25 protein-coding genes are annotated in these 23,742 nt (G+C 41.6%); 10 read left to right on the top strand and 15 right to left on the bottom strand.

The window, feature by feature from the left end; genetic code table 11:
• Positions 1 to 4: 4 nt before the first annotated feature.
• Entirely contained in the window at positions 5 to 1,321 is a 1,317-nt protein-coding gene (locus tag J3L18_RS03375; protein ID WP_129570766.1) for a gluconate:H+ symporter, read from the bottom strand.
• Between the two features lie 368 nt (positions 1,322 to 1,689).
• Here J3L18_RS03375 and J3L18_RS03370 point away from each other — a divergent pair, with 368 nt between their 5' ends.
• Entirely contained in the window at positions 1,690 to 2,046 is a 357-nt protein-coding gene (locus J3L18_RS03370; protein WP_091174373.1) for a response regulator, read from the top strand.
• A gap of 1,064 nt (positions 2,047 to 3,110) precedes the next feature.
• Positions 3,111 to 3,476, top strand: a complete 366-nt coding sequence (locus J3L18_RS03365; protein ID WP_091174378.1) for a response regulator — start codon at positions 3,111 to 3,113, stop codon at positions 3,474 to 3,476.
• 79 nt (positions 3,477 to 3,555) lie between these two features.
• On the opposite strand, the gene J3L18_RS03360 is transcribed toward J3L18_RS03365, so the two are convergent.
• Both J3L18_RS03360 and J3L18_RS03355 read right to left on the bottom strand, forming a co-directional pair.
• Positions 3,556 to 3,927 (bottom strand): hypothetical protein, encoded by a 372-nt coding sequence (locus tag J3L18_RS03360; RefSeq protein ID WP_091174382.1) that lies wholly within the window; start codon positions 3,925 to 3,927, stop codon positions 3,556 to 3,558.
• A gap of 71 nt (positions 3,928 to 3,998) precedes the next feature.
• The gene (locus J3L18_RS03355; protein WP_129570767.1) at positions 3,999 to 4,505 is read right to left on the bottom strand and encodes a GbsR/MarR family transcriptional regulator; all 507 of its coding nucleotides are present in this window, start codon (positions 4,503 to 4,505) and stop codon (positions 3,999 to 4,001) included.
• A gap of 294 nt (positions 4,506 to 4,799) precedes the next feature.
• On the opposite strand from J3L18_RS03355, the gene J3L18_RS03350 reads away from it, so the two are divergent.
• The 3 genes from J3L18_RS03350 (at position 4,800) to J3L18_RS03340 (ending at position 6,424) form a co-directional block, all read left to right on the top strand.
• Entirely contained in the window at positions 4,800 to 5,597 is a 798-nt protein-coding gene (locus tag J3L18_RS03350) for an endonuclease/exonuclease/phosphatase family protein (RefSeq protein ID WP_129570768.1), read from the top strand.
• 89 nt (positions 5,598 to 5,686) lie between these two features.
• Positions 5,687 to 6,244, top strand: coding sequence for a phosphonate metabolism protein/1,5-bisphosphokinase (PRPP-forming) PhnN (gene phnN, locus J3L18_RS03345; RefSeq protein ID WP_129570769.1), 558 nt, complete (start codon positions 5,687 to 5,689; stop codon positions 6,242 to 6,244).
• A gap of 18 nt (positions 6,245 to 6,262) precedes the next feature.
• Positions 6,263 to 6,424 (top strand): hypothetical protein, encoded by a 162-nt coding sequence (locus tag J3L18_RS03340; RefSeq protein WP_189549372.1) that lies wholly within the window; start codon positions 6,263 to 6,265, stop codon positions 6,422 to 6,424.
• A 108-nt stretch (positions 6,425 to 6,532) separates the two neighbouring features.
• Here the strand turns inward: J3L18_RS03340 and J3L18_RS03335 are convergent, their stop codons facing one another.
• The 3 genes from J3L18_RS03335 to J3L18_RS03325 all read right to left on the bottom strand — a co-directional run bounded on the left by J3L18_RS03335 (position 6,533) and on the right by J3L18_RS03325 (position 9,082).
• Positions 6,533 to 7,957 (bottom strand): COG3014 family protein, encoded by a 1,425-nt coding sequence (locus tag J3L18_RS03335; RefSeq protein ID WP_129570770.1) that lies wholly within the window; start codon positions 7,955 to 7,957, stop codon positions 6,533 to 6,535.
• Positions 7,958 to 8,020: 63 nt separating this feature from the next.
• A complete protein-coding gene (locus tag J3L18_RS03330) occupies positions 8,021 to 8,614 on the bottom strand; it encodes a penicillin-binding protein activator LpoB (RefSeq protein ID WP_090533063.1) in 594 nt (197 codons plus the stop codon).
• Positions 8,615 to 8,665: 51 nt separating this feature from the next.
• Complete coding sequence (locus J3L18_RS03325; protein WP_090533065.1) at positions 8,666 to 9,082, bottom strand: hypothetical protein; 417 nt, start codon at positions 9,080 to 9,082, stop codon at positions 8,666 to 8,668.
• Positions 9,083 to 9,400: 318 nt separating this feature from the next.
• Between J3L18_RS03325 and J3L18_RS03320 the strand changes: the two genes are divergently transcribed.
• Positions 9,401 to 9,886 (top strand): nuclear transport factor 2 family protein, encoded by a 486-nt coding sequence (locus J3L18_RS03320; RefSeq protein ID WP_129570771.1) that lies wholly within the window; start codon positions 9,401 to 9,403, stop codon positions 9,884 to 9,886.
• 146 nt (positions 9,887 to 10,032) lie between these two features.
• Here J3L18_RS03320 and J3L18_RS03315 read toward each other — a convergent pair whose 3' ends face one another.
• Positions 10,033 to 11,667: an FMN-binding glutamate synthase family protein gene (locus J3L18_RS03315; RefSeq protein ID WP_129570772.1), complete on the bottom strand. Its 1,635-nt coding sequence runs from the start codon at positions 11,665 to 11,667 to the stop codon at positions 10,033 to 10,035.
• A gap of 184 nt (positions 11,668 to 11,851) precedes the next feature.
• On the opposite strand from J3L18_RS03315, the gene J3L18_RS03310 reads away from it, so the two are divergent.
• The 3 genes from J3L18_RS03310 (at position 11,852) to J3L18_RS03300 (ending at position 14,083) form a co-directional block, all read left to right on the top strand.
• Positions 11,852 to 12,394, top strand: coding sequence for a YceI family protein (locus J3L18_RS03310; protein WP_091174417.1), 543 nt, complete (start codon positions 11,852 to 11,854; stop codon positions 12,392 to 12,394).
• A 200-nt stretch (positions 12,395 to 12,594) separates the two neighbouring features.
• Entirely contained in the window at positions 12,595 to 13,359 is a 765-nt protein-coding gene (locus tag J3L18_RS03305; RefSeq protein WP_129570773.1) for a hypothetical protein, read from the top strand.
• A 103-nt stretch (positions 13,360 to 13,462) separates the two neighbouring features.
• Entirely contained in the window at positions 13,463 to 14,083 is a 621-nt protein-coding gene (locus J3L18_RS03300; RefSeq protein WP_090533076.1) for an L-threonylcarbamoyladenylate synthase, read from the top strand.
• Positions 14,084 to 14,340: 257 nt separating this feature from the next.
• On the opposite strand, the gene trpA is transcribed toward J3L18_RS03300, so the two are convergent.
• From trpA to trpD, 4 genes are all read right to left on the bottom strand, one after another.
• Entirely contained in the window at positions 14,341 to 15,111 is a 771-nt protein-coding gene (trpA, locus tag J3L18_RS03295) for a tryptophan synthase subunit alpha (protein WP_129570774.1), read from the bottom strand.
• A gap of 19 nt (positions 15,112 to 15,130) precedes the next feature.
• Complete coding sequence (locus J3L18_RS03290) at positions 15,131 to 15,505, bottom strand: hypothetical protein (RefSeq protein WP_129570775.1); 375 nt, start codon at positions 15,503 to 15,505, stop codon at positions 15,131 to 15,133.
• A 79-nt stretch (positions 15,506 to 15,584) separates the two neighbouring features.
• Positions 15,585 to 17,393, bottom strand: a complete 1,809-nt coding sequence (locus J3L18_RS03285; RefSeq protein ID WP_129570776.1) for a bifunctional phosphoribosylanthranilate isomerase/tryptophan synthase subunit beta — start codon at positions 17,391 to 17,393, stop codon at positions 15,585 to 15,587.
• A gap of 3 nt (positions 17,394 to 17,396) precedes the next feature.
• Entirely contained in the window at positions 17,397 to 18,386 is a 990-nt protein-coding gene (gene trpD / locus J3L18_RS03280) for an anthranilate phosphoribosyltransferase (RefSeq protein WP_129570777.1), read from the bottom strand.
• A gap of 464 nt (positions 18,387 to 18,850) precedes the next feature.
• Here trpD and J3L18_RS03275 point away from each other — a divergent pair, with 464 nt between their 5' ends.
• Positions 18,851 to 19,795: an ion channel gene (locus J3L18_RS03275; protein ID WP_129570778.1), complete on the top strand. Its 945-nt coding sequence runs from the start codon at positions 18,851 to 18,853 to the stop codon at positions 19,793 to 19,795.
• Positions 19,796 to 19,863: 68 nt separating this feature from the next.
• On the opposite strand, the gene J3L18_RS03270 is transcribed toward J3L18_RS03275, so the two are convergent.
• The 4 genes from J3L18_RS03270 to J3L18_RS03255 form a co-directional block, all read right to left on the bottom strand.
• The gene (locus J3L18_RS03270; RefSeq protein WP_129570779.1) at positions 19,864 to 20,679 is read right to left on the bottom strand and encodes an SDR family oxidoreductase; all 816 of its coding nucleotides are present in this window, start codon (positions 20,677 to 20,679) and stop codon (positions 19,864 to 19,866) included.
• Positions 20,666 to 21,499 carry a glycosyltransferase family 2 protein gene (locus J3L18_RS03265; RefSeq protein WP_129570780.1) on the bottom strand — a complete coding sequence of 278 codons (834 nt, stop codon included), beginning with the start codon at positions 21,497 to 21,499 and terminating at the stop codon, positions 20,666 to 20,668. Before J3L18_RS03265 ends, J3L18_RS03270 begins: the two co-directional genes overlap by 14 nt.
• Before the next feature lies 1 nt (position 21,500).
• Positions 21,501 to 22,127, bottom strand: coding sequence for a recombination mediator RecR (recR, locus tag J3L18_RS03260; protein ID WP_112654519.1), 627 nt, complete (start codon positions 22,125 to 22,127; stop codon positions 21,501 to 21,503).
• A gap of 173 nt (positions 22,128 to 22,300) precedes the next feature.
• Positions 22,301 to 23,668: an IS110 family RNA-guided transposase gene (locus tag J3L18_RS03255; RefSeq protein ID WP_311084455.1), complete on the bottom strand. Its 1,368-nt coding sequence runs from the start codon at positions 23,666 to 23,668 to the stop codon at positions 22,301 to 22,303.
• Positions 23,669 to 23,742 lie beyond the last annotated feature (74 nt).

Below are 23,742 nucleotides of genomic sequence, written 5' to 3'. Positions count from 1 at the left end.
ATTTTTATTTAATAAACAGATTAATAAAGGTTACCCCCACAAGCCCTATAACAGAAACAAGCGTTTCCATTAATGACCATGATTTTATAGTATCCTTAATACTTAAATTAAAATACTCTTTATACAACCAAAAACCCGAGTCGTTTACGTGCGAAAATGCCAGGCTCCCGGCCCCGATAGATAATACCATTAAATTGGGATTAATATGATTTTGCAAAACCAGCGGCGCAACAATGCCTGCAGCTGTTAGTCCGGCAACTGTTGCCGAGCCCAAACTAACGCGGATAATAGCGGCTATCACCCAGCCTAATAACAACGGCGGCAAATTGAACGATTGCAGTTGCGATGCTATCTGGCCGCTTACACCGCTGGCGGTTAAAACCTCTTTAAAGGCGCCCGATCCTGCTATGATCAATAATATCAAGGCCACATCCTTCACGGCATCGGTAAAATTGCCCGCAAGCTGGCCCATGCTTTTACCTTGTTTTATACCTAAAGTATAAGTGGCAACCATAAGCGCTATCAGCATAACAATTGAGGGATCGCCAAGAAATGTGATAAACTTTGCTACACCCGGATCCTGTATGTTAAGGTATGGAAAAAATGCGGTAAGCATTAAAAGCAAAACCGGCAATAAAGCCGTAAAAAAGCTATTGAACGCGCCGGGCAGCTTTTCGGCAGGTAACTCTTCAGCCCTGAAAGTAGCCAGCGGCTCCGACGGGATTTTTTTAAGAAATTGTGCAAACACCGGCCCCGCCAGTATAATAGCCGGAATAGCTATCATAAGTCCGTAAATAAAGGTAGTTGCCATATTAGCGTGAAATAAAGCCACTAATGCCGATGGCGACGGGTGCGGGGGCAAAAAACCATGCGTTACCGACAGCGAAGCCAGCATGGGTAAGCCTATATACACAGCCGGCAGTTTATACTTGTAAACCACCGAGAATATAAGCGGTACCATCAGCACGAAGCCAATACCATAAAACAGCGGAATGCCTATAATAAACCCAGCTGCAACCAGCGCCCATTGAATATATTTTTCGCCTACGGCGGCAACAAGTACACTCGCTATTTTTTGCGCGGCCCCGCTCACAGCAACCAGCTTTCCAAGCATAGCGCCCAGGCAAATAATGATGAGCAGCTGACCTAAAATATCACCCATGCCTTTTTGAACGGAAGCGGTTACCTTATTAATGGGTATGCCCAATAACAAACCTGCAATTATCGAAACAATGAGAAAGGCAATAAAAGGGTTTATTTTTACCAGGCTCACCAGCAAAACCAGTAAAACAATACAAAAAAAGATAGTTAACAGTACCATTAAGTTATAGGTTATGTGTGGCCAGCGGGCGTGCAACCTCAGTATAGGGCACCTGCTGATGCCAACTAAAGTAATAACAAAATTTGAGTTTAGGGTTTTTATATGGTAAAAGCTTTGATAACCCGGCCTCAATAATCAATAAGCCTTTTAATTTTGTCATTTGTACTTGAAAAACAAGCAGTTTGTGTAACTAACATACAACATGTTGCTATTTATAGCATTGTTTTATTAATTTTATAAAAAATAGTTTTAATTTTGCGTTAAAGTTTTATCCGATTAAGATTAACCCAAACCGCTATTTTACAGGATACTGTAATTTTAACACATACTTTAATACCTTTTCGGCATTTATTTCTTTAACTTTTATTATGGTAAAGCGTATTTTAGTATTAGACGACAATCAAGACATACTTGATATTGTGCATGAAACCCTTACTTATGAACAATTTGAAGTTAAAAGTACATCAATAAGCACCGATGTGCTTCCGTTAATTGAGAGTTTTGAACCGGACCTTGTTATACTTGATTACCGGGTAGCGGGTACCAATGGCGGCGAAATTTGCCGAAACATAAAAGTACATCCTAAATTTGGCAATACTCCTGTTATTATATTCTCGGCCTACGTGAACAATGAAAATGAGCTCATCGGCTACGGGTGCGACGCAATAATCAACAAACCATTTGATTTGACCGAACTTGTTGAAAAGGTTAATAACCTGCTTTAAAAACGTAATCTCAACCTCAGCGGTCAATTTACCTCCCTCTTGCACTATCCATTTAACCTTTATTTCATTTTTTTCTTCTGCTAAACCGGGATAATAATTATAAAAAAAGCAAAGAAAGCGCTTTAAAGCATTCAACATTACAAATACAGCATATTTTTAAGGTATAAATTGATTAATTATCAATACTTAAAGAGCATGATTGAAATATTGGTAATTATTTTAACTTTGTTTTATAGGTTAAAGCAAAATAATTAATTAAATACAATAAGCCCCTGATTGTATTATGGTACTATCAATAAATCAACACGAGAAAACAGAAGTAAAAAAGGCACCGGTATGCCCAAGGTGTAAATCAGAGCTTGATAACCGTGTGCCCAGAGGCTTTTTTGTGAAAAAAGTTTTGTTTTTTCTCCCTTTAAAGAGGTACATGTGCTTCAAATGCCAACGCAAGAGATACGTATTACGATAATTTATTTCACAAAAAGAAATCAACACTTACTTAAAAGTACTTTTTCTTCCTTTTCTTCTTCACCATAATATAGATATTGTATTTTGGCTGCCTGTTATTTTAATTTTGTGGAAGAAAACGAAGCCAAGTCAAAGAAAAGCTATTATTGTTCAAAATGCGGAGCCCCTTACCACTTCCAGATGCGAAGGAGTTGGTTTTTGAAAAACGTCCTGTTTTTTATACCGGTCAGGAAATATTTTTGCGCAAAGTGCAAAAAATCGGCTCACGTTTTCATCAAATAATTTTCAATTAATCAATTTCTTTGGTGTATTGATACCCTGTTATTACCAGTAAATGCAGATAATCTGCGTTTGCACTCCTCTTATACTGTTATTTTAAAGCCCCGACCTTATTTGTATACAAAAATATAATCGTTGTATATGTTATAAATACAGAATTACAGAGTATTCCCATATAAAGCCGTATAAACTACAAATTTGGATTAAGATAGTTAAGCATAATACTTGGTATAAAAATTGCTCTAATTTTTCTGATATTGTATAAAGCCATATCGCCATTGACTTTTTTGCTGATACATTTTTTTAACAGATTACTTATGCGACGGATATTAGCGGTGGACGACGACAAAGATATTTTAGAAATCATAAAATATATACTGGAAGATTCAGGCTATGAGGTTGATACCTTAACTGAAGGCAAAAATTTGTTTGACCGGATAAAGCAACATGAACCCGATTTGATTTTGCTTGACATTATGCTCGGCAATTTAGATGGCCGTGAACTTTGCAAGACCCTTAAAAACCAACAGGAAACCAAAAACATCCCTGTTATATTAATTTCGGCAAGCCATAATCCGGGTATGCTCAGCCAGGCCGGTTCGCCTGATGATTTTATAGCCAAACCCTTTGATATTGATGTTTTGCTGAATAGTATAAACAGACAATTAAGAAATGCCGCCTGATATACTGGACATGTCCCCGCAAAAAAAACGGAGCAGGCAAATATTGGCCTACCCCGTCAAATCAAAACAAAACTAAAAACTAAGCATTTATAGTAAATGCATTTTCCCGTTTAGCGCGATTACGCAGCTTAAAGAAAATGACAAGGTTTAGGAAATGCATACCGCCCAATATTAAAATTATCCAGCCCACTTTATAACTCAGTACTTCAACCACTACCTGCATATTGGCAATACTGCCATACTCCTTTAAGGCCAGGCTCATATAGCCTATATTTACCAGGTAAAAGCCTACTACAAGCAGCTTGTTCACAGAATCGGCAAGTTCACTATTGCCGTGAAAAATATCCACTAAAAATATACGCCCGTTTTTAAACAGCACTTTGGCAACCCATACTGTTAATGCTATGCTTGCCAACAGGTAAATGACATAGGTTAAAATAAAGTAGTTCATGATATAAAGATTTAGTTGTTATTAATTATTTAGAATTTTCAGTAAAAATTGAAATTTATTTGTAAAAAAAATTATTTGAACACTTTCAATATCGAACCAAAAAACCAGTTCTCTTCGGCCCTGAGCATGGTATCAAGTGTTTTGTTCACATTATTAGCCAGCTTATTTATATCAGTAACCGTGGTTTTAAATGTTTTATAAGCCGGATCTTTTGTATCGCCATCAACCTCAGCCAGTTGATCAAGTATTTTAATGATAGGTGTAAGCTCGCGCTTTTTACGCTCTTCGGCAACACGGCGGGCAATAGTCCACACATCTTTCTCTGCGTAAAAAAACTCCTTACGCTCGCCGGTTTTATGCTGCTTTTCAACCAAACCCCAATCAATGAGGTCGCGCAGGGTCATATTGGCATTACCGCGTGATATACTTAATTCGGTCATCACTTCTTCAGTGGTCAAAGCCTCTGGCGAGATCATCAGCAAAGCATGTACCTGGGCCATGGTGCGGTTAATCCCCCACTCCGACCCCAGCTTACCCCAGGCCTCAATGAACTTTAACTTTGCCTCTGCCAATTCCATGCACAAATATAAACAAGTTTTTAAACTTTCAAAAAAAAATGAAAATTTGGTTAAAGGTTAAAGGGCAATGCACTTTCACTTGCCTTGTTTAAAAAGGTAAAATAAACATTCACCAGTTTTATTAACCTGTTTACTGAAAACACCTTGCCTCTTGCCACGCTCAATTGGAATTTTTATACTGTAAATTTTACACGGGTTAACCGGTAGGCTCCTGATCAGCATCGCCACGCCGGTGTTATCAGTTAATAATTACCGAATGTTGATTGTATAATTTAGATTGCTGATATTGCCTGAGTGGAAAATGTTAAAATTGTCACCATAAATACATGGAAATGTGATGGTGAGTACAGGGTACGCATGGGCATACTTGCCAAACAACTTAAACAATTAAAACCTCATATTATAGCTTGCCAGGAATGTTTTTACAGTGAAGAAGCAAATGCCGATACCCTGAATTTTTTGGCTGCCGAATTAAATATGCACTATTGTTTTTTACCCGGCCGATCAAAAAAAAGACGGTTTGAAGGGAGTATGGTTAACAGTACATCGGGCCTGGGCATATTATCAGTTTACCCGGTTACCGAAACCGGGAGTTTTGATTTACCTGTAGTAGCCGAAGATAACGACCGTAAAGCTTTCCGGGTAAACGTAAACCTACCATCGGGAAAAATAGTTACTGTTACCACTACCCATCTTACACACCTGGGCCAGCATAAAGGACTAAGAAAAGCCCAGGCCGAAGCCCTTGCGCTTTTTGTTATTGAGGAAAGCCCAAAGCCATACCACATTATTTGCGGCGACTTTAATGCTACACCCGATTCGGAAGCGGTTATGGCTTTCCGGGAATTATCTAAAGCTGCTGACTGTTATACCGAAGGTAATGGTGCAGAACCGAGATACAGCCTTACGGACGCCTATTACAAAGCCAACAAACAAGTATGTGTTGACCAGATCTTTACTTTGCCCTTCCCTGGTACGGATAATTACCCGCGGTTTATTGATTCGGCAGTGGTATTAAATGTGCCTGATGAAGAAACCGGCTTGTACCCGAGCGATCATTTCGGCATCACCACAACACTTGTAATAAATTGACTATAAACAACCTGCCGTCAATCGGTAATTTTACCATCCAAAATATAGCGGTTCAAACAATCCGCTCTTTTCATCCATAAAAAACCACCATGAGCAAGCTATTTTATGTTATTGGCGCATCCGGAGCAGGCAAAGACACCTTGATGAATTACGCCCGCAAGCAAATTAACGGATCGGAAAATGTGGTATTTGCACACCGGTATATTACCCGTCCGCCATTTTCTGGCAATGAGAACCACGTTAGCTTAACCTATGAGGAATTTGCATTAAGAAGCAAAGCCGGGATGTTTGCTTTAAGCTGGGGCAGCCACGATAAATACTATGGCATAGGCCAGGAAATAAACAACTGGCTTAATAAAGGCTTCAATGTGGTGGTTAACGGATCGCGCGAATACCTGCCCGTTGCACAGCGGCTCTACCCCGATCTGATAGTAATATTAGTAACTGCGAGTCCCGAAGCTATTGCAAGTCGCCTGGTTGGGCGCGGACGGGAAAACACTGAAGAAATAGCCAATCGTATAGCCCGCACTGCCGAACTCAACACCAATCTCGAAAACTGCATCGAAATACAGAATGACGGTGCTATTGAACTTGCCGGGAACGAACTGGTAAACCTGATCTCGGTAACGGAAAAACAACTGGCTTAAACCTGCTTTCAATATGTGATGAAAACTATTGATGGTTCAATACACCGAAAGATTACTGAGCTGGCAATTGCAGTAGATATTTTAGTTTTTTTGAAAGCGAACCGTGAAATACTTAAATATACTGATAAAGGGGTATTTCAAGGAGATAATATTAAAGCTATTATATTGAAAAATACTTAGAAAAGTATTTAAATATCGAACCTAAACCCTATCAATATAAATTAGCCATCTGCCCTTAACAGCAAATGGCTTTTTTATTTATATAAAAATCTCAAATATTGTTGCCAGCTATCGCAAGGTAGCATAATTATAAAACTGCAACCTGCCATTCCCTTGTATAGTAATGGTTTTGGTTTCAGTAGCGCCCTGGGCATTTTTGAGGGTAATATGCACCTGGTTATCTCCTTTTTGCAAAGGGATCCGTGCATAAGAAATATAAGCCGGCAGGCTTTGCCAGTTGCGGGTATCTGCTTTTTCAGATAGTAAGCTGTAAAGCTGAATGCCATAACCGAGCCCTTCCAATAACCCGTTGGTTTTGCCATCGCTTTTGGCAGCTGCACGTATCGAATATTCGGCTATCTTCTTCACAGCAAGGCGCGACAGGATCCCGCTCATTTCTTTTAATGCACGCTGCTGCAAAGTTTTAAATGCCAGCTCATTAATATCTTCAGCTTTTACCAATGACGCATCCTGGTTATTAACCGAGATACTTGCGCTTGAATAATATGGCGTTTGCGCAACATATTTAGGAAATGCAACCCGTAGGCTTTCAACCGACTTGGTGTTCACCCTGTTCCTGTCACCGTCGTAATTAAAGGGAATTACCAGGCCTCCGGCAGCATCCGTAAAAAACAAGTCGCCGTTGCTGTTACGAATCAGGCTAAAAAACAGGTCGACCTGCGTTTTTACCGGGGCAAGGCCGTTCTCCCAAAAAAATATCAGCTCACCACCGTCCGATGGTTTTACAGGTTCATATTTAATGCCAAAGGTTGTTTCAAACTGGTCAGCTTCTGTTGTAAAACCGTTCAGCTTTGCCGTGCGGATCACGTCCTCCTGCAGTTCAGCGGGCATCGGGGTACCGTAATAAGTTTTATCAGGACTTTTAAGATAGATCTCCGCCGCGTTCCTGTATGATATAAATGCATTGTTTACATCGTTGTTGCTTTCGTACAACATTCCCTGCAACGTCAGCGAAAAAGCGTCGTTTGAGTAACGGCTGTCTTTATTGTTATACTTATCGCCCTGTTCCTGAGCCTGTAAAGTAATACGACGGGCTTCAACAATTGCATCCTCTGTTTTATTCAGGTACAAATAATTGAGCGCCTTATAATAATGGATCATGAACTTTTCAAAATCCTCTCCTTTATACCTTTGCGATGCGGAATTAAGCAAAACGCCAACAGCGGCGTCAGATGCGCTGGTCAAACCTTCATCAAGCAACTGATCTGCCTGGTTAAAGTAGTTGTTGCTATTTTCGTACTCGCCTTTTAAATGGCAGATCCTCCCCTTCTCCATCAGGTACAGGAGCTTATTTCGGGGCTTTTGAATCAGGCTGTTATTATCAAGCTCCTTCTCAGCCTGTGGATAGTTACCGGCCAATACATTTTTGTAATAAGGAGCAACACTTTGATTATAGGTTGAACACGCCGATAAAAAAAGCATCAGCCCGATAAAAGAAAATACCCGGAGAATATGCGTACGTAAGTTGATCATTATTAAATACAAACTGCCCCGAACACAGGCGTACCGTGTTCAGGGCAATGATGTTTACCAGCTTTAGTTTTTAACGTATTTGGCAATTTTCTTTTCGCCTATCCAAACCACTTCATTTGTTTGAATGTTGGTAAGCTCCAGATTTACCTGGTAGTAAACAACTTTTTGGCGTTTGTGCGAATCAACTATTGAATTGATTGAGCCCTGCAGTATATAATCGGCACCGTTTTCCAGGCCAAATTTTTTCATGCTTGATACCGTAGCGTTTGTTTGCTGATCGGCCTTTTCGGCACGTAACTCATCACGTTTTTTACCGCCCTGCACCAAACGTACTTTTTGCGATTGGATGAATGAGCTTTCAATATCAGTTAAGAATGTTTCGGCATCAATATGTTCGTGGCTTTTATTTTGTACAAAGCCAACTATGACTACCGGGCGTTTACCCTGGTGCTCGTTAAGGTGAGTATCTATCCAGTTAGCACCTAAAATTTTTCCGGTAAGCTCATCGGCTGCCATTCGTGCATCACTGTTATTCCAGTTGCCGCTAACATCAATAGTTTGGTCGGTGCTAACGCGTGTAACCTGCCTTGAACATGAGGCTATAAAAATCCCTGAAACTGCTATTGCAGCAACTGTTAAAATCCTGTTAAATTTCATTTGTAGTATATTATAAATTATGATGTGTTAGATTGATTGTTGCTTAATTTGTTACCAGCCAAAACCGATACCGATGCTTGTACGGCCGCCCCAGCGGCCACCATAATAGCCGCCCCAGCGATTGCCCCATCCATAGTTTAAAAATGGCGAATAAGAGTAGCCGCCATATAAGCCCCATGACGGTGAATAATCATAATATCCGTTCATGCGTTCCTCATGCCGCCACGCGCGGTTTTGACGGCGACGTTCAAGTTTGGCTTCATACCAATCGTAAGCTTTGTAAGTATTTTGTATGGTTACCCCGTGCAGGCTGTTCAGGGTATCGGCAACCCTGATATATTTTGCCTGGCTTTCCATGTAGCGTGGATTTTGATCGGCAACCAGCGATGCAGTTTCCTGGGCCTTTACGGTGCCGCTAAACAAACCGCCTAAAAGCATCAAGCCTATCATAAAGATATTCCTTTTCATTGCGCTTAATTTAATAAGTAAAGTTACGTAAAATGCAGTCCAAATATTACACAGGCACCGGGCATAAACCGTTAAATTATGTTAATCGGGAGCATTTTTACTTAATTATGAATTGCAGGAGTACCATACGGTTTTTTTAACCATGAAAATGGTCTATATCATTGTCACTATCGGTCATGGTGGCGCGTCATGATGATATATTTAATACATTTATATAAAGCTAAAAACAGAACGTACACAGCCGAAAACTTAGCATTCTGTTTATTAACATTATTTAATTATTTTATGTGAATTAATTATTAGACGCTCTATCATATCATGAAAAAATCAACCTATACCCTGTTTATTATTGGCTTTGCCGCAATACTGTCTGCCTCCGTTGCCAACGCGCAAACCAAGGCGTTTAAACCAAAAGACCAGCAGTTATTTAACACCATCGCACACATGGATAGTGTAATGTTCAACGCCTTTAACGGCCGTAATTTAGAAGTGATGAAAACACTGTTTGCGCCCGATGTTGAATTTTATAATGACGGTAAGGGCTTAACCGACTATGACGGCACCATGGCCGGCTTTAAAGGAATTTTTGAAAACAAACAAGCCGCCGACCTGCGCCGCGACCTGCTTAAAGAAACGCTTGAGGTTTACCCCATGCCCGGTTTTGGCGCTATTGAAATGGGTACGCATCGTTTCACACATACCGAAAACGGCCAACCGGTAATCGGTCTGATGAAATTCGTACACATTTGGCAGTATAAGGACGGGCAATGGAAAGTGACAAGGGTAGTAAGTGTAGGACATTAATTATGCTAACAGATCCGTTAAGTGTTTTGAATTTCCCTCTCAAGCGCGGGGCTTTCGCAATATAACCCGCCGGGTCAGGCATTCGTGCTTGAACCGGCAATCGCGCCTTTTTTAATTAATATCTAATCACCAAGCCTCAAATCTCTTCAATACGAGCTCACATTGCTATAGTCAACATTTGTAATCCCACTATAATCAGGCACAAACGTATTTTCGCTGCTGATGGCCATATCAAACTCAAACGATGCCGGATAAGGTGTGTTTAACAAACTGCCTTTGGGGATGTAAGGGAACAACTCGCCATAAGTCAGGATCTGGCTGTGGTTAACACGACGGTAAATATACATGCGGTGCAGGTCGCACGGTTTGCTTAAACCCGCGGCACCTATCATTTGAATGGCGCTGCTCACCGTTTGCCGGTGGAAATTAGCCACACGTACTTTTTTATCATCCACTACCAGGCCCTTCATCAGGCTTTTATCCTGTGTAGCCACACCGGTTGGGCAGGTATTCGTATTGCATTCCAGCGCCTGGATGCAGCCAAGGGCGAACATCATGCCGCGGGCACTGTTGCACATATCAGCACCGAGGGCAAAATTTTTGACCAGGTCAAAACCCGTGGCTACTTTTCCTGATGCTATAAGCTTGATATTTTTTTTAAGATCGAACCCGGTCAGCGCGTCATAAACAAAAGCCAAAGCCTCGCGCAGCGGCATCCCTACCGAGTTACTGAACTCAAGCGGGGCAGCGCCGGTGCCGCCTTCTCCCCCATCAACAGTAATAAAATCGGGAGTAATGCCTGTTTTAACCATGGCCTTGCAAATAGCTAAAAACTCGCTTTTATGACCTACACACAATTTAAATCCGATTGGCTTGCCGCCTGAAAGATCCCGAAGCTTTTGAATAAATACCATCAGCTCCAATGGATTGGTGAACGCGGTATGGTATGGCGGCGATACTACATCCTCCCCCATCTCCACCAGCCTGATCCGTGCAATTTCAGGGGTGACTTTGGCAGCGGGCAATATCCCGCCATGACCGGGCTTTGCTCCTTGCGACAGCTTGATCTCGATCATTTTCACTTGTGGCAGCACCGCGCGTTCGGCAAAGGCATCGTAGTTCATAGTACCATCCTTATGGCGGCAACTGAAATAGCCGGTGCCTATTTGCCAAATGATATCGCCGCCCGGTTGCAAGTGGTAATCACTCAATCCGCCCTCGCCGGTGTTATGGGCAAAGTTATCCAGTTTTGCACCGCCGTTAAGGGCCAGTATGGCGTTCATACTCAACGAACCAAAGCTCATGGCCGAAATATTAAATACGCTGGCCATATAAGGCTGCGTACAGGATGCCCCGCCGACCTTTACGCGGGGATCCATATTTAATTTATGGTGATCCATAGCGGCGATGCTATGGTTAAGCCATTCGTAGCCATTATCATAAACATCAAGCTCAGTACCAAAGGGACGGGTGTCATCAACCTTTTTGGCTCGCTGGTAAATTACGCTCCTGTTTTGACGGTTAAAGGGCGTACCGTTGGTATCGCTTTCAATAAAGTACTGGTATATTTTAGGTCTTAACTCTTCCATCAAATACCTCAGGTGGCCAAATACAGGGTAATTGCGCACAATGCTATGCTTAGGCTGCACCATATCATAAAAACCGATAAGATATATAGGTCCAATGAACAGGAACGACCATGCAGCGGGTGGCCAGATGACAGTCCACAAAGCAAGCATACTGAATATGATAAAGAACGAAACAACGAAGAGCTTTCTCATGGATAGTTAATTTTATATGAAGCGGCTATTAAGTTTGATAAAAATAGATTTATAATTTAAACAATAGGGCAAATTTGTGGTTAAGAAACTTACTCAATGTCGTTTTAAAGTCACAAAGTAAAAATAGATGTTTAAACATCTATTTTGTGCTTATCTTTGTATCAACAAAAAAGAAATAAAAATCATGGCAACAGAAACAGCAACAAAATGGGTTATTGACCCTATGCACTCAGAAGTACAATTTAAAGTTAAACACCTGGTTATTTCAACCGTGAGTGGTTTTTTCAAAAGCTTTAATGGTGAGTTATTAACTGATAATGATGATTTTGAAAATGCTGAAATTGATTTCTCTTTAGATATCAACAGCATTGACACCAATCAGACACAGCGCGACGAGCACTTGAAATCGGCCGAATTTTTTGACGCTGAAAAATATCCACAGATTGTTTTCAAATCAACTTCATTTACCAAAACTGATGATGAAGAGTATGAATTGAAAGGTAACCTGACCATTAAAGATCAAACCAAACCGGTAACGCTCGACGTAGAATTTGGTGGTTCGGCTGCCGACTTTTATGGCAATACCAAAGCTGGTTTCGAGATCAGCGGTAAAATCAACCGTAAAGATTTCGGTTTAACCTGGGACGGTGTAACCGAAGCCGGTTCAATTGTAGTTGGCGAAGACATTAAATTGTTGATCAACATACAGTTTACTAAACAAGCTTAATTGTTTTAATACTGTTGCTGTGTTTTAACTTTTAAAATGCCGCTGTTGTTAAAGGATCCAAACAACACGGCATTATTGAAACAGCAAAACAGGTTAAAATTTAAATAGCAAAGCCATTCTGATTTAATCGGGATGGCTTTGTTGTTTTTAGATGGATTTTGCTTTCAATTGGTTAATTTTAAAACGAGTAACCAAGCCTTATGAAACACCTTTCAATTCTGTTCGTTATTTTACTAATATCAGCATGTACTCACCCTCAAAAGAGGAAAAAAGTAAATTCATTGATAAACATCGTTAAAGCAGACAATACATCCCCCTCTATAAACGACACTATAAACATCAGCACTGTTAAAACAGATACGATCAAATACTCAAAAAAAGAGCTAAAAAAAATTCTGTACTACAACTCCGAATTGGGTAATAAAATACCGCTTTCTCCGGATGCTACCTACAACGAGGGGCCATTAAGTAACCGTCCCAACGATACCAGTTATATAAACTACGGCAGCGAGAATGGGATGGACGATTATTATCTCTTATACGCGTATTTCCTGATGCTTAAAACCGGGAAGGAAAAATATGCGGATCAAAGAGAGAAACTGATCAAAATGTATCAGGATATAAATTTTATATATGAACAGCTGGCCGGCGGAGGTACGTATTTCGACCATCAGCAAGCACGTATATTTGGCTACGCCGAATATTCTGTTTATAAATACAAATACCATGAACAGAATAAGGATTTTAAAAAATATAATGTAGCAAAACAAAAACAGCTTTACATCAAGCTGCTAAAACAACATATTGATGATGAATTAAATGCTATATTTTTTACTGGCGAGGAAACCCAAAAGCTTAAATTAAAAAAAGTATTGATAGAAAAGGCTGATGATATCGATCATTTAATAACAGGATATTTTTACCTGGATGAGGCCCAGGAGTTTCAAAATTCGAAATACTACTAAAGAACTAAACGGCAGTTATCAATTTCAAGTTTTACCAAATGTCAATAACCTTGATTTTCAAGCGCTTTTTAAACCAAGTAGCTGTATCTTTGTTCTTATACTTATGTTAATTAAAATATATCCCGAAAACCCTAATCCAAAGGCTATTGAGCAGGTGGTTGAGGTATTAAAAAAAGGCGGCCTCATCATATACCCTACTGATACCATTTATGGTTTAGGCTGCGATATCACCAACCACCGCGCTATTGAGGCCATTTGCAAGATCAGGAACATCAAACCCGAAAAAGCAAACTTCTCATTTATTTGCTATGACCTGAGCCATATCTCTGACTATATCAAACCCATTGACAATACTACTTTCCGTGTACTGAAAAAGGCATTACCGGGGCCTTTTACATTCATATTCAACGCCAGTCATATGGTGCCCAAAATGCTCAGCTCTAACAAAAAAACGGTTGGTATCAGGGTACCCGATAATAACATAGCCCGCGAAATTGTGCGTGTGTTAGGCAATCCTATCCTTTCAACATCTATAAGGGATGACGACGATATTATCGAGTACTCAACCGACCCGGAGCTGATCCACGAAAAATATGAAGACCTTGTTGATATTGTAATTGATGGCGGCTACGGCGATAACATCCCATCAACGATAGTAGATTGCACTACCGGCGACTTTGATATTGTGCGTGAAGGTAAAGGTGATTTGGAGTTGTATTTGTAGAAAAGCCTTAAATATTCAGGGCATTGCACTACTATGTGAACACATCTGTAACTAAAAGAAAATGTCATTTCGATTGAGCAGCTGGGCATCGGCGCTGGGGCGAAAGAGAAATCTTATACGCACTGTAGAGTCGTACACACGTTTTAGAACAAGGCGTATAAGATTTCTCCTCCCCCCTTCACACATTTTCCAGAACCGGTTCGTCGAAATGACATTCGGTTTTATTCATTAATATTCATCGACCGGTGTATATTTATTTACGGCCTTATTCCCTTCACAAACCCATCAATCTTATCCATATAACCGTCCTCGCCTAAAAGCTTCACAAATTTGCTGCCTATAATTGCCCCATTGGCATAATTGCATGCTTTGGCAAAGCTGCTACTATCAGTAATCCCAAAACCAATAATTGTCGGATTCTTTAGCTTCATCGCGGTAATGCGTTTGTAGTATTCTTCTACACTATCACTCAGTTTCAGGTTATAGCCGGTTATTGTTGATGACGACAGCAGATAGATAAAGCTGTTGCTCAGTTCATCAATTTTGCAGATGCGCTCTTCGGATGTTTGCGGGGTTACCAGGAATATGTTACTCAGGCCGTTATCGATAAAATATGACGAGTACATTTTTTCATATTCATAGATCGGCAGATCGGGTACAATAATACCGTCAACACCTACCTCGGCAGCCTTTTTACAAAACCGTTCAACACCATACTGTGCAATGGGATTAAAATAGCCCATGAGCAAAATAGGAATACTTACCCTGCTGCGTAGTTCGGCAAGCTCTTCAAACAAAACTTTAAGGCTCATGCCATTTTCCAATGCTACCTCTGAGCTATGCTGAATAGTCGGGCCATCAGCTACGGGATCAGAATAAGGAAAACCAATCTCCAGAAAATCAGCACCTGATTTTTCAAGGGCTTCGGCAATATCAACTGTAGTGTTCAGCGCTGGGTAGCCCGCTGTAAAATAAATGGATAACAGGTTGTTATTTTTTGATACAAAAAGCTTGTTTAAACGGTTCATGATAGCCGGTTGTTTGTTTTTATAATGTTCTATGACACTTGGTCATAATGTGTATTTGAATTATTTGTTCCTGTTCGTTAAAAAACGATCTCGGGCCATTTTTAGTAAAACCGATCTCAAACATATCATTTACAGGCGACAGCTTGATCGTGTATCCGTTTGAAAGTAAGGGCAAGTAACAATCGTCACCTTTAATCAAATTCCCTTTAAAATGAAACCGAACTTCAAAGTCATATTCATTTACGCCGTCTCCCAAATCATTTACTTCGAAGTTCTTTTTTATATCGACACCTAATTGTTCAAAAAGCTGTTTGATTTCATCAGGAAAAATCTCATTAGCTATGGTTTCAAAATATTTGCAATTGCCACAGCCACAGCTTTGTGTACCGCTCATTTCAATCTGTTGGTATACAGCCTCAGTTTCTTTCCGGTCAACCTCTAAGACCCAGTCCCGATATCTGACAATTTCCAAATTAATAGCCAAAATAATTAATATACGTATCCAGGTCCTTATCTCCCCTGCCCGAAATACAGATCACCACATTATCGTTGGCCTCAAACTTCATTTTTTCTAACTGCGCCAAAGCGTGGGCTGTTTCAATGGCCGGGATAATCCCTTCCAGCTGACAGCAAAGTAAACCTGCCTGCAAAGCCTCCTCATCGGTAATACTTACGTATTGCCCGCGGCCAGTTTTAAACAAATGTGCGTGCTGCGGCCCTATACCCGGATAATCCAGTCCCGCCGAAATTGAATAAGGCTCAACCACCTGTCCGTCTTCGGTTTGCATCAATATGGTGCGACTGCCATGCAGCACCCCTTCATCGCCCAAAGCTGTTGTAGCGGCCGATTCACCACTATTTACGCCTTTACCTGCCGCTTCAACAGCAACCAGTTTCACAGCCTCATCCTCTATAAAATGATAAAACATCCCCATAGCGTTGCTGCCTCCGCCTACACAAGCCATCACATATTGCGGTAACTCCTTGCCGGTTTGCTCAAGCAACTGTGCCTTTGTTTCCTGCGATATGATAGATTGAAAACGGGCCACAATATCCGGATAAGGATACGGGCCAACTACAGAACCGATGATATAATGTGTATCAACCGGGTTGCCTATCCAATCGCGCAGGGCCTCGTTGGTAGCGTCTTTAAGTGTTTTACTGCCCGATGTGGCCGGTACAACCTTAGCGCCAAGCATTTTCATACGAGCAACGTTCGGCGCCTGCCTTACCATGTCAATTTCGCCCATGTAAACAACGCATTCAATATTCATGAGCGCGCATACGGTAGCGGTAGCCACCCCATGCTGACCTGCGCCGGTTTCGGCAATGATACGCTTTTTACCCAGGCGTTTTGCTAACAGGATCTGCCCTATGGCGTTATTGATCTTATGTGAGCCGGTATGGTTCAGGTCTTCGCGTTTAAAGAAGATGTTAGCGCCATATTTTTCCGAATACCTTTTGGCATGATATAACGGAGAAGGTCGGCCGACGTAGTTTTTAAGCAGGTCATCAAACTCGGCTTTAAAATCATCGTCATTTATGATATTGAGGTATTGCTCCCTTAATTCCTCTACGTTAGGGTACAACATTTCGGGGATATATGCTCCCCCAAAATCGCCATAATAACCTTGTTCGTTAACTCCGTATTTCATCTGTTGTGTTTTATTGTTGATGATTTTAAATGCCCCTTTTAATTTTTCGATATTCTTCAAGCCCGGCTCATTTTCAAACCTGCTGTTAAGGTCAACCCCATAAAATTGGGGATGTGTGATGTTTTTAACCTCTTTTATATTTTCAAGCCCCACCCCTCCTGATAAAAAGAAGGGAATGTCCAGTTTATATTGATCAAGAATAGCCCAGTCAAAAGTTTTGCCCGAGCCTCCATATTCTTTTGTTTTGGTATCGAACAGGAAAAGATCGACATTGTTGGCATAATCTTTTAACTGTTCAAAATCAAAATCTTCGTTAATACCAAAAGCTTTGATTACAGTTACCCTACCTTTAAAAGCAGCGCAAAATTCCGGACTTTCATCACCATGCAACTGAACCGCGTTAAAACCATATTCAGTGACCAGGCGATCAATATTTTCAGAGCTTTCATTTACGAAAACGCCCGTTTTTTGGATAGAGGCGGGTATGGTTTGCAACGCACCTGCCGCCAGGTTTGCCATATAGCGTGGCGATTTGCCGTAGAAAATAAAGCCTGCATAGTCGGGCTGTAAAGCGGCAACCGCTTTAATATTTTCAGGATGTTTTAAACCGCAAACCTTTATTTTCATGGTTTAGTTTTGTAATAAAGTATTAAAACTCCTCAGCGCTTTTTTGCTTAACAATGCTTCTTCGGCTTCATAAAAACAATCACCAAAAGTTTTTTCAGGGCCGATGGTTTTAATGGCCAGCGCGGCGTTAGCCAGTACCACGTTATTTTGGGCTGGGGTGCCTTCGCCTTTAAGCACCGAACTAAATATGGCAGCCGAAGCTGTCACAGTATCGCCGCCGATGATTTCTTTAGGATCAAGCTTTTCAAATCCAAGGTCTTCAACACTGTTGATCTTTTCACCATCTGCCGAAAAGGTCTTAAAATCGCAGGTTAATGAGATTTCGTCATAGCCTTCCAGGGCGTTTATGATAGTATATTTTGTAGTTGATTTTTGGTAAAGGTAAGCGTATACCCGGGCAAGCTCCAGGTTAAACACCCCTACCAATTGATTATCGGGCTTCGCCGGGTTAACCAGAGGCCCCAGCATGTTGAAGAAGGTTTTAACACCCAGTTCCCTGCGGATAGGCGCAACGGTTTTCATAGCCGGGTGAAACAAAGGCGCGTGCAGAAAACAGATATTAGCTTCCTCGGCACTCCGTTTCAGCTTGTCAATATTGTTGGTAAACTGGTAACCCAGGTACTCCATCACATTTGATGAACCGCAGCCCGATGATACCCCATAGTTACCATGCTTGGCCACCTTATACCCCGCACCCGCAACAACAAATGAAGCAAGCGTTGAAATGTTAAAAGTGTCCTTACCATCGCCTCCGGTACCGCAAAGATCAATGAGGCCATCGGTTTCCAGGTTAACGGGCAGACAAAGTTCCAGCATGGCATCGCGAAAGCCTTCCAGTTCTTCAACGGTAATGCTTCGCATACAATAGGCTGTCATGAAAGCTGCCATTTGCGCGTTATTGTACTTACCCTGCGCAATATTGATCAAAATGCCTTTTGATTGTTCCCTGCTAAAGGTTTTGTGTTCAAAAAGATGATTTAATATCTGTTTCATATGCCCCCCAACCCCCTAAAGGGGGTAGTTTATTGTTAAAGTTTTTACCCCCTTTTGCCGTTACTCCCCCTTTAGGGGGCCGGGGGGCGAAGCATAAAAAAAGGGTTGCCGTATGGCAACCCTTTTGAATATATCTTTTAAACAAACATGGAATTGCCTTACGATTACTCGTTAAGCCACCACCAATTGTTGTTTAATTTTGTCATTGTTACTTGTTGGCACAAATATGTAAATAGTTTTTATAAAAACAAACAGATAGTGAAATCAATTTTGAATTAGTGAGTTAGTGATTTAAGATCAGTTAATGAATTAGTGAGTTAGCGATTTAGTGATTTAATCTGGAAAGCAATCCCAGATTACTTAAATTCGATATTTTAGCTGTTGATTTATTGGATTGGCAGTATTGCCCGTGTTCAATCAAAAATTCACTAAATCATTAACTCACTAATTCAGTAATTAGCTCCATGGCCATACATAAAGAGAAAATTAATCCCGAAGATGATCTTGGTTTTGGTACCCAGCCTGTTATTAAAAGCCAACCTGTTATAAATAAGGATGGCACTATCAATGTAAAACGTACCGGCCTTCCGTTTTTTACTACATCAAACAACTACCACTCGCTCATTACCATGAGCTGGCGCAAGTTTTGGTTCATTGTTTTTAGCTGCTATTTTATAGTAAACATTATTTTCGCGTTTATTTATTTTTCCTTGGGTCCTGATGTGCTTGACGGCAAAAGCGGCAATACCGATTTCGACCGCTTTATGGACGCCTTCTTTTTTTCGGCACAAACCATATCAACCGTAGGCTATGGCCATATCAGTCCCAGGGGCATGATTCCCAATACCATCGCCGCGCTCGAATCAATGATGGGCCTGCTGGCTTTTGCTTTGGCAACCGGTTTACTTTACGGTCGTTTTTCACGTCCCTCGGCCAAGATCATGTATAGCCGCAATGTGCTTATCGCGCCCTATCGCGAAGGCGGTAAAGGTTTGATGTTTCGCCTGGCCAACGAACGCAGAAACATCCTCATCGACCTGGAAATGGAAGTAGTTTTCAGCTATAACGACGAGGAAAACGGCAAAACCGTACGTAAATTCTTCCAGCTCGAACTGGAACGAACCCGCGTTAGTATCTTAACCCTGAACTGGACAGTAGTTCACCCGCTTGATGAAAACAGCCCGATTAAAGATATCACACCCGAGGAGCTTGAACGCAGGCAAGCCGGCCTTTCGGTAATCCTGAAAACTTTCGACGATACTTTTTCGCAAACCGTCCATTCCCGTACTTCATACCAATACGACGATTTTGTATGGGACGCTAAATTTAAACCAGCCTTTGAGCGCGACGAAACAGGTCGCGTTGTATTGGATTTGAGCAGGATCAGTGCATATGATACCATTCATTAGTCATTGCGTCATTAAGTCATTTTTTTGCAGCGTAAGTGCAATGACTCAATGACCTAATGAAAGAATGACTAATGAAGAAGCGGGTCCCGTTCTTTGGTAAAATGCTTATAAACCATTTTATCTAAAAATGCCGGTATAAATTTACTCAGGGCTACCGTAAGTTTGCCCTGGCCGGTGAGGGTTAATGTGCGGGCCCGGTTTTCAATGCCATCAACAATATGTTTGGCTACCTCATCACTGCTCATCATTTTTTGTTCTTCAAGGGTGCTCTCTCCTTGCTGTTTGCCTTCGCTGTTCAAAGCGGTGTTACGTATGTTTGATGCCGTAAAGCCAGGGCAGGCTGTTAATACATGTACCCCTGTTTTAAGATTTTCGATCCTTAATGAATCTAAAAAGCCGTTCATGGCAAATTTTGATGCCGAGTAACCTGAACGACCGGGCAAACCTTTATACCCCGCTATAGATGATACACCTACTATACTGCCTTTGGTTTTAGTAATTTCGGGCAGTGCATATTTGATGCAGTTAACCATTCCCCAAAAATTAACGTCCATCACCTGTTTCAGCACATCCACTTTTACATCCTTAAACAGGGCACGCATAGTGATGCCTGCGTTGTTGATCAATACGTCAATTTTACCAAAAGTAATAAGGGTTTGTTTAATGAGCTGGGCGCAATCATCTTCATTGGTTACATCACACTGTACTGCTAATGCTTTGATTTTATATTCCCGCTCAAGCTGTTCGGTAAGCTGGCAAAGGGTAACATATTGCCTTGCCGCCAGTACCACATTGGCGCCGCGCCTGGCACATTCATAAGCAAGTGATTTCCCGATGCCCGACGAGGCGCCGGTGATGATTACGATCTTATCATTTAACTTCATACGAAGGAGGAATTAGCTGGGGGATGCCTTCCACCTTAAGTTCGGGCACCTTAAATAAATATTTGGAGGCGAAGATAATCATAGCCCCATAATATTCTTTAATGTGTGCCCAGCTAAATTTAACCTTGTTTTGTATGTTAAAATTGATGATATATGTTTTGGGGAAATAGTAGTTTTTAAACCCGGCAAGCCTGATCCGGTATGAATAATCGATGTCATAGCCATAGGTATGAAAACGCTCATCCATTAATCCTACCTGGTTAAGCGCCTCTTTACGCAGCAGCATAAAGGCACCGTTGATGATATCCGATTCGGAGGTTTGAAACTCTTCAACCCAGTCTTTACTTTGCGGGCTGGTAAGCCTTGATTTTGAAAAGTGTTTTGCCAGGCCGGTTAGCTTGAAAAAGGTTTCCCAGGGCTTGTTGAACCCGCGTTTTGATTCTTTTAAAAATTTGCCTTCAGGAGTTATCATACGTACCCCCAAACCACCGGCGTCGGTATGCAGATCCATAAATTCAAGGGCCTTTTCTATGGTCTTCTTGCCTGTAATAGTATCCGCATTGACCAGTAAAACATACTCGCCTGTAGCCAGTTTAAGTGCATGGTTATATGCCCGGGCCATACCCTCGTTTTTATCGTTGGCTATTATCTTTACATCCGGAAATTCAGTATTTAACATGGCTATCGACTTATCAGCCGAAGCATTGTCGACCACAAAAACCTCGTGACTAAGGTCCTGAGCAGCCCTGACCGCTGCATTCAGGGCAATCCTGAGCAGGTTGCAGGTATTATGGCTTACAACAACTATAGATAGTTTCATGCTATTTAGATAGTGAATTTTCGTACGGAACGCGGGTAGCTATGGAACGGCCCAAAGTTATCTCATCTACGTACTCTAATTCACCACCAAAAGCTATGCCACGAGCTATAGTTGTGATGGTAATATTGAAATTTTTTAATTTTTTATGAAGATAGAACAAGGTTGTGTCACCTTCCATAGTGGCGCTGAGGGCAAAAACCACTTCTTTAACCTCGTTATCTGTGGTTGGCTTAAGACGTTCGACCAGCGTATCCACCTGCAAATCTGACGGCCCAACGCCATCCATCGGCGATATTAAGCCGCCCAGCACATGGTAAACGCCATTAAACTGATTCGTATTTTCAATAGCCATTACATCGCGGGTATCCTCAACCACACAGATAAGGCTGTGGTCTCGGCGGTGCGATGAGCAGATCTCGCAAACCGGCTGATCAGAGATATTATGACAAACCCTGCAAAACTGTATTTCGTTGCGAAGCTTGGTTACCGCGGTACTGAAACGTTCAACATCCTGCTTGTCCTGGTTAAGTAAATGCAGCACCAAACGAAGGGCGGTTTTTTGACCTACCCCTGGTAATTTAGCAAATTCGGCTACAGCATTTTCCAGCAATTTGGACGAAAAATTCATTGTACGAAGGTAAATATTTTTTATGTGATTGCATTTTCCAACAATCACATCATCTCCACCGTCATTACGAGGTACGAAGCAATCCCCGATTTGCAGAGGGCCATGTAAGGTTTCCCTGTAAAGTTCGCGATTGCTTCGTACCTTATAATGACGTGTCTGTAAGAGATTCATAATCAAGCTGATTTTTGGAGTGTAAGACCAAGTTTTTGCGCTTCTTTTTGCAGACGGCTGATCTTTCTTGCCTTTTGAACCTCTACATCTTGCTGGACTTTAGTGACATCGTAGGCTTCCTGTTTAAGTACCATATTATAAAATATCACGGCTATTTTCCTGGCCACTGCTTTAATAGCTTTTGCCTTTCCCTTAGTTGCAGCTAATTTTCGGTATTGCTGCCCTAACGGCCCCTTGCTTTGCCACAGGCAGTTTGCCGCCAACCTGAAAGCCTGCGTAGCCGGGTTGTGGGTGATCCGTTTTTCATAGCCTACGAGCTTGCCTCCTGTTATTTTAGGACGGGGTGACAGGTTTAACCAACTTGTAAAATGGCCTGCGGTAGGCCATTTGCTCATCTCAGGCCCTGTTACTGCCAGTATCGTTAGCAAGCCGATCTCATCCAAGCCTTCCACTGCTGTCAGGTCCACGCCCAAAATTGCTACCAGGTAATCTTTTAAGTTGATATGATATTGATTCTTGCGGACCATGCCTTGTTTCTTTGAGCTTTTTATCTCCGGTGCCAATAGTTTAAGCGTTTGTTCGATGTGCTGTTCGTAATAAAGCATCTGCTCTTTAAAAAAGTCGTATGCCTTTAGGCTGCCCCTAAGTGTATTGATCTGGCTGTCCCGGTAGTCTCCCTCAAGAGAATGGAGCAATTCCTGCTGACTTGCTTTCAGCCGTTTATGATCGATACTACAAAGCAGTTTTTCCGGATCTGAGATCCCTGAGCAGATCATCCGCAAAAGCTTCATGCCGCATACACCTTCAATATCGCTGATCAGGTGCTGGAACTTGATATTCATTTTGGTCAGGGTGTTTTGGATACGGTTGAGTGTATCGCTTTTTTGGTCCTGGCAGATCTGCCTTTCATGGATATATTGCCGCAGGTCCTGGTAACAGGCCGGAGCAATATGTGATTCGCGTAAAAGACCATGGGTAAGCAGCTTATGCAACCACTGTGCATCATTAATATCCGTTTTTCGTGCCGATACATTCCGATAATGGCTTGGGTTGATCATCACCACCTTTATGCCCCGGGACTCAAGGATACTATGCAGGGGCATCCAATAGTTGGCGGTTGATTCCATCGTTACGATCTCCACCTTTTCCCCCTGTAGCAAGTCGGCCAGTTTATTAAGACTGGAGGTAAAACTGTCAAACTGTTTCAGGTGGATCTGATCCCTGGAATCAGTGTAAGATACGACCATGAGCATACTCCCTACATCGATCCCGGCTGATCTGGGGTAAAGAATCCCAAATCGTTCCATCTTTTTTGAACCTGCAGGAGTTCCTGCCCCCTTCTTCTTTTTGTTTTGTTTAGCTTTGCCCATATTTTTAAAAAACAGGGCAAACTCTGCCGCTTTAAAAAGTCTAAGCTTAAAAGCGCGGTAAACCACCAGTTGGT

This window comes from Mucilaginibacter gossypii (assembly GCF_017569325.2).
In the GTDB taxonomy this organism is placed as follows: Bacteria; Bacteroidota; Bacteroidia; order Sphingobacteriales; family Sphingobacteriaceae; genus Mucilaginibacter; species Mucilaginibacter gossypii.
The sequence above is the reverse complement of the archived record's forward strand: the minus strand, read 5'-3'. Positions and strand labels throughout refer to the sequence as shown.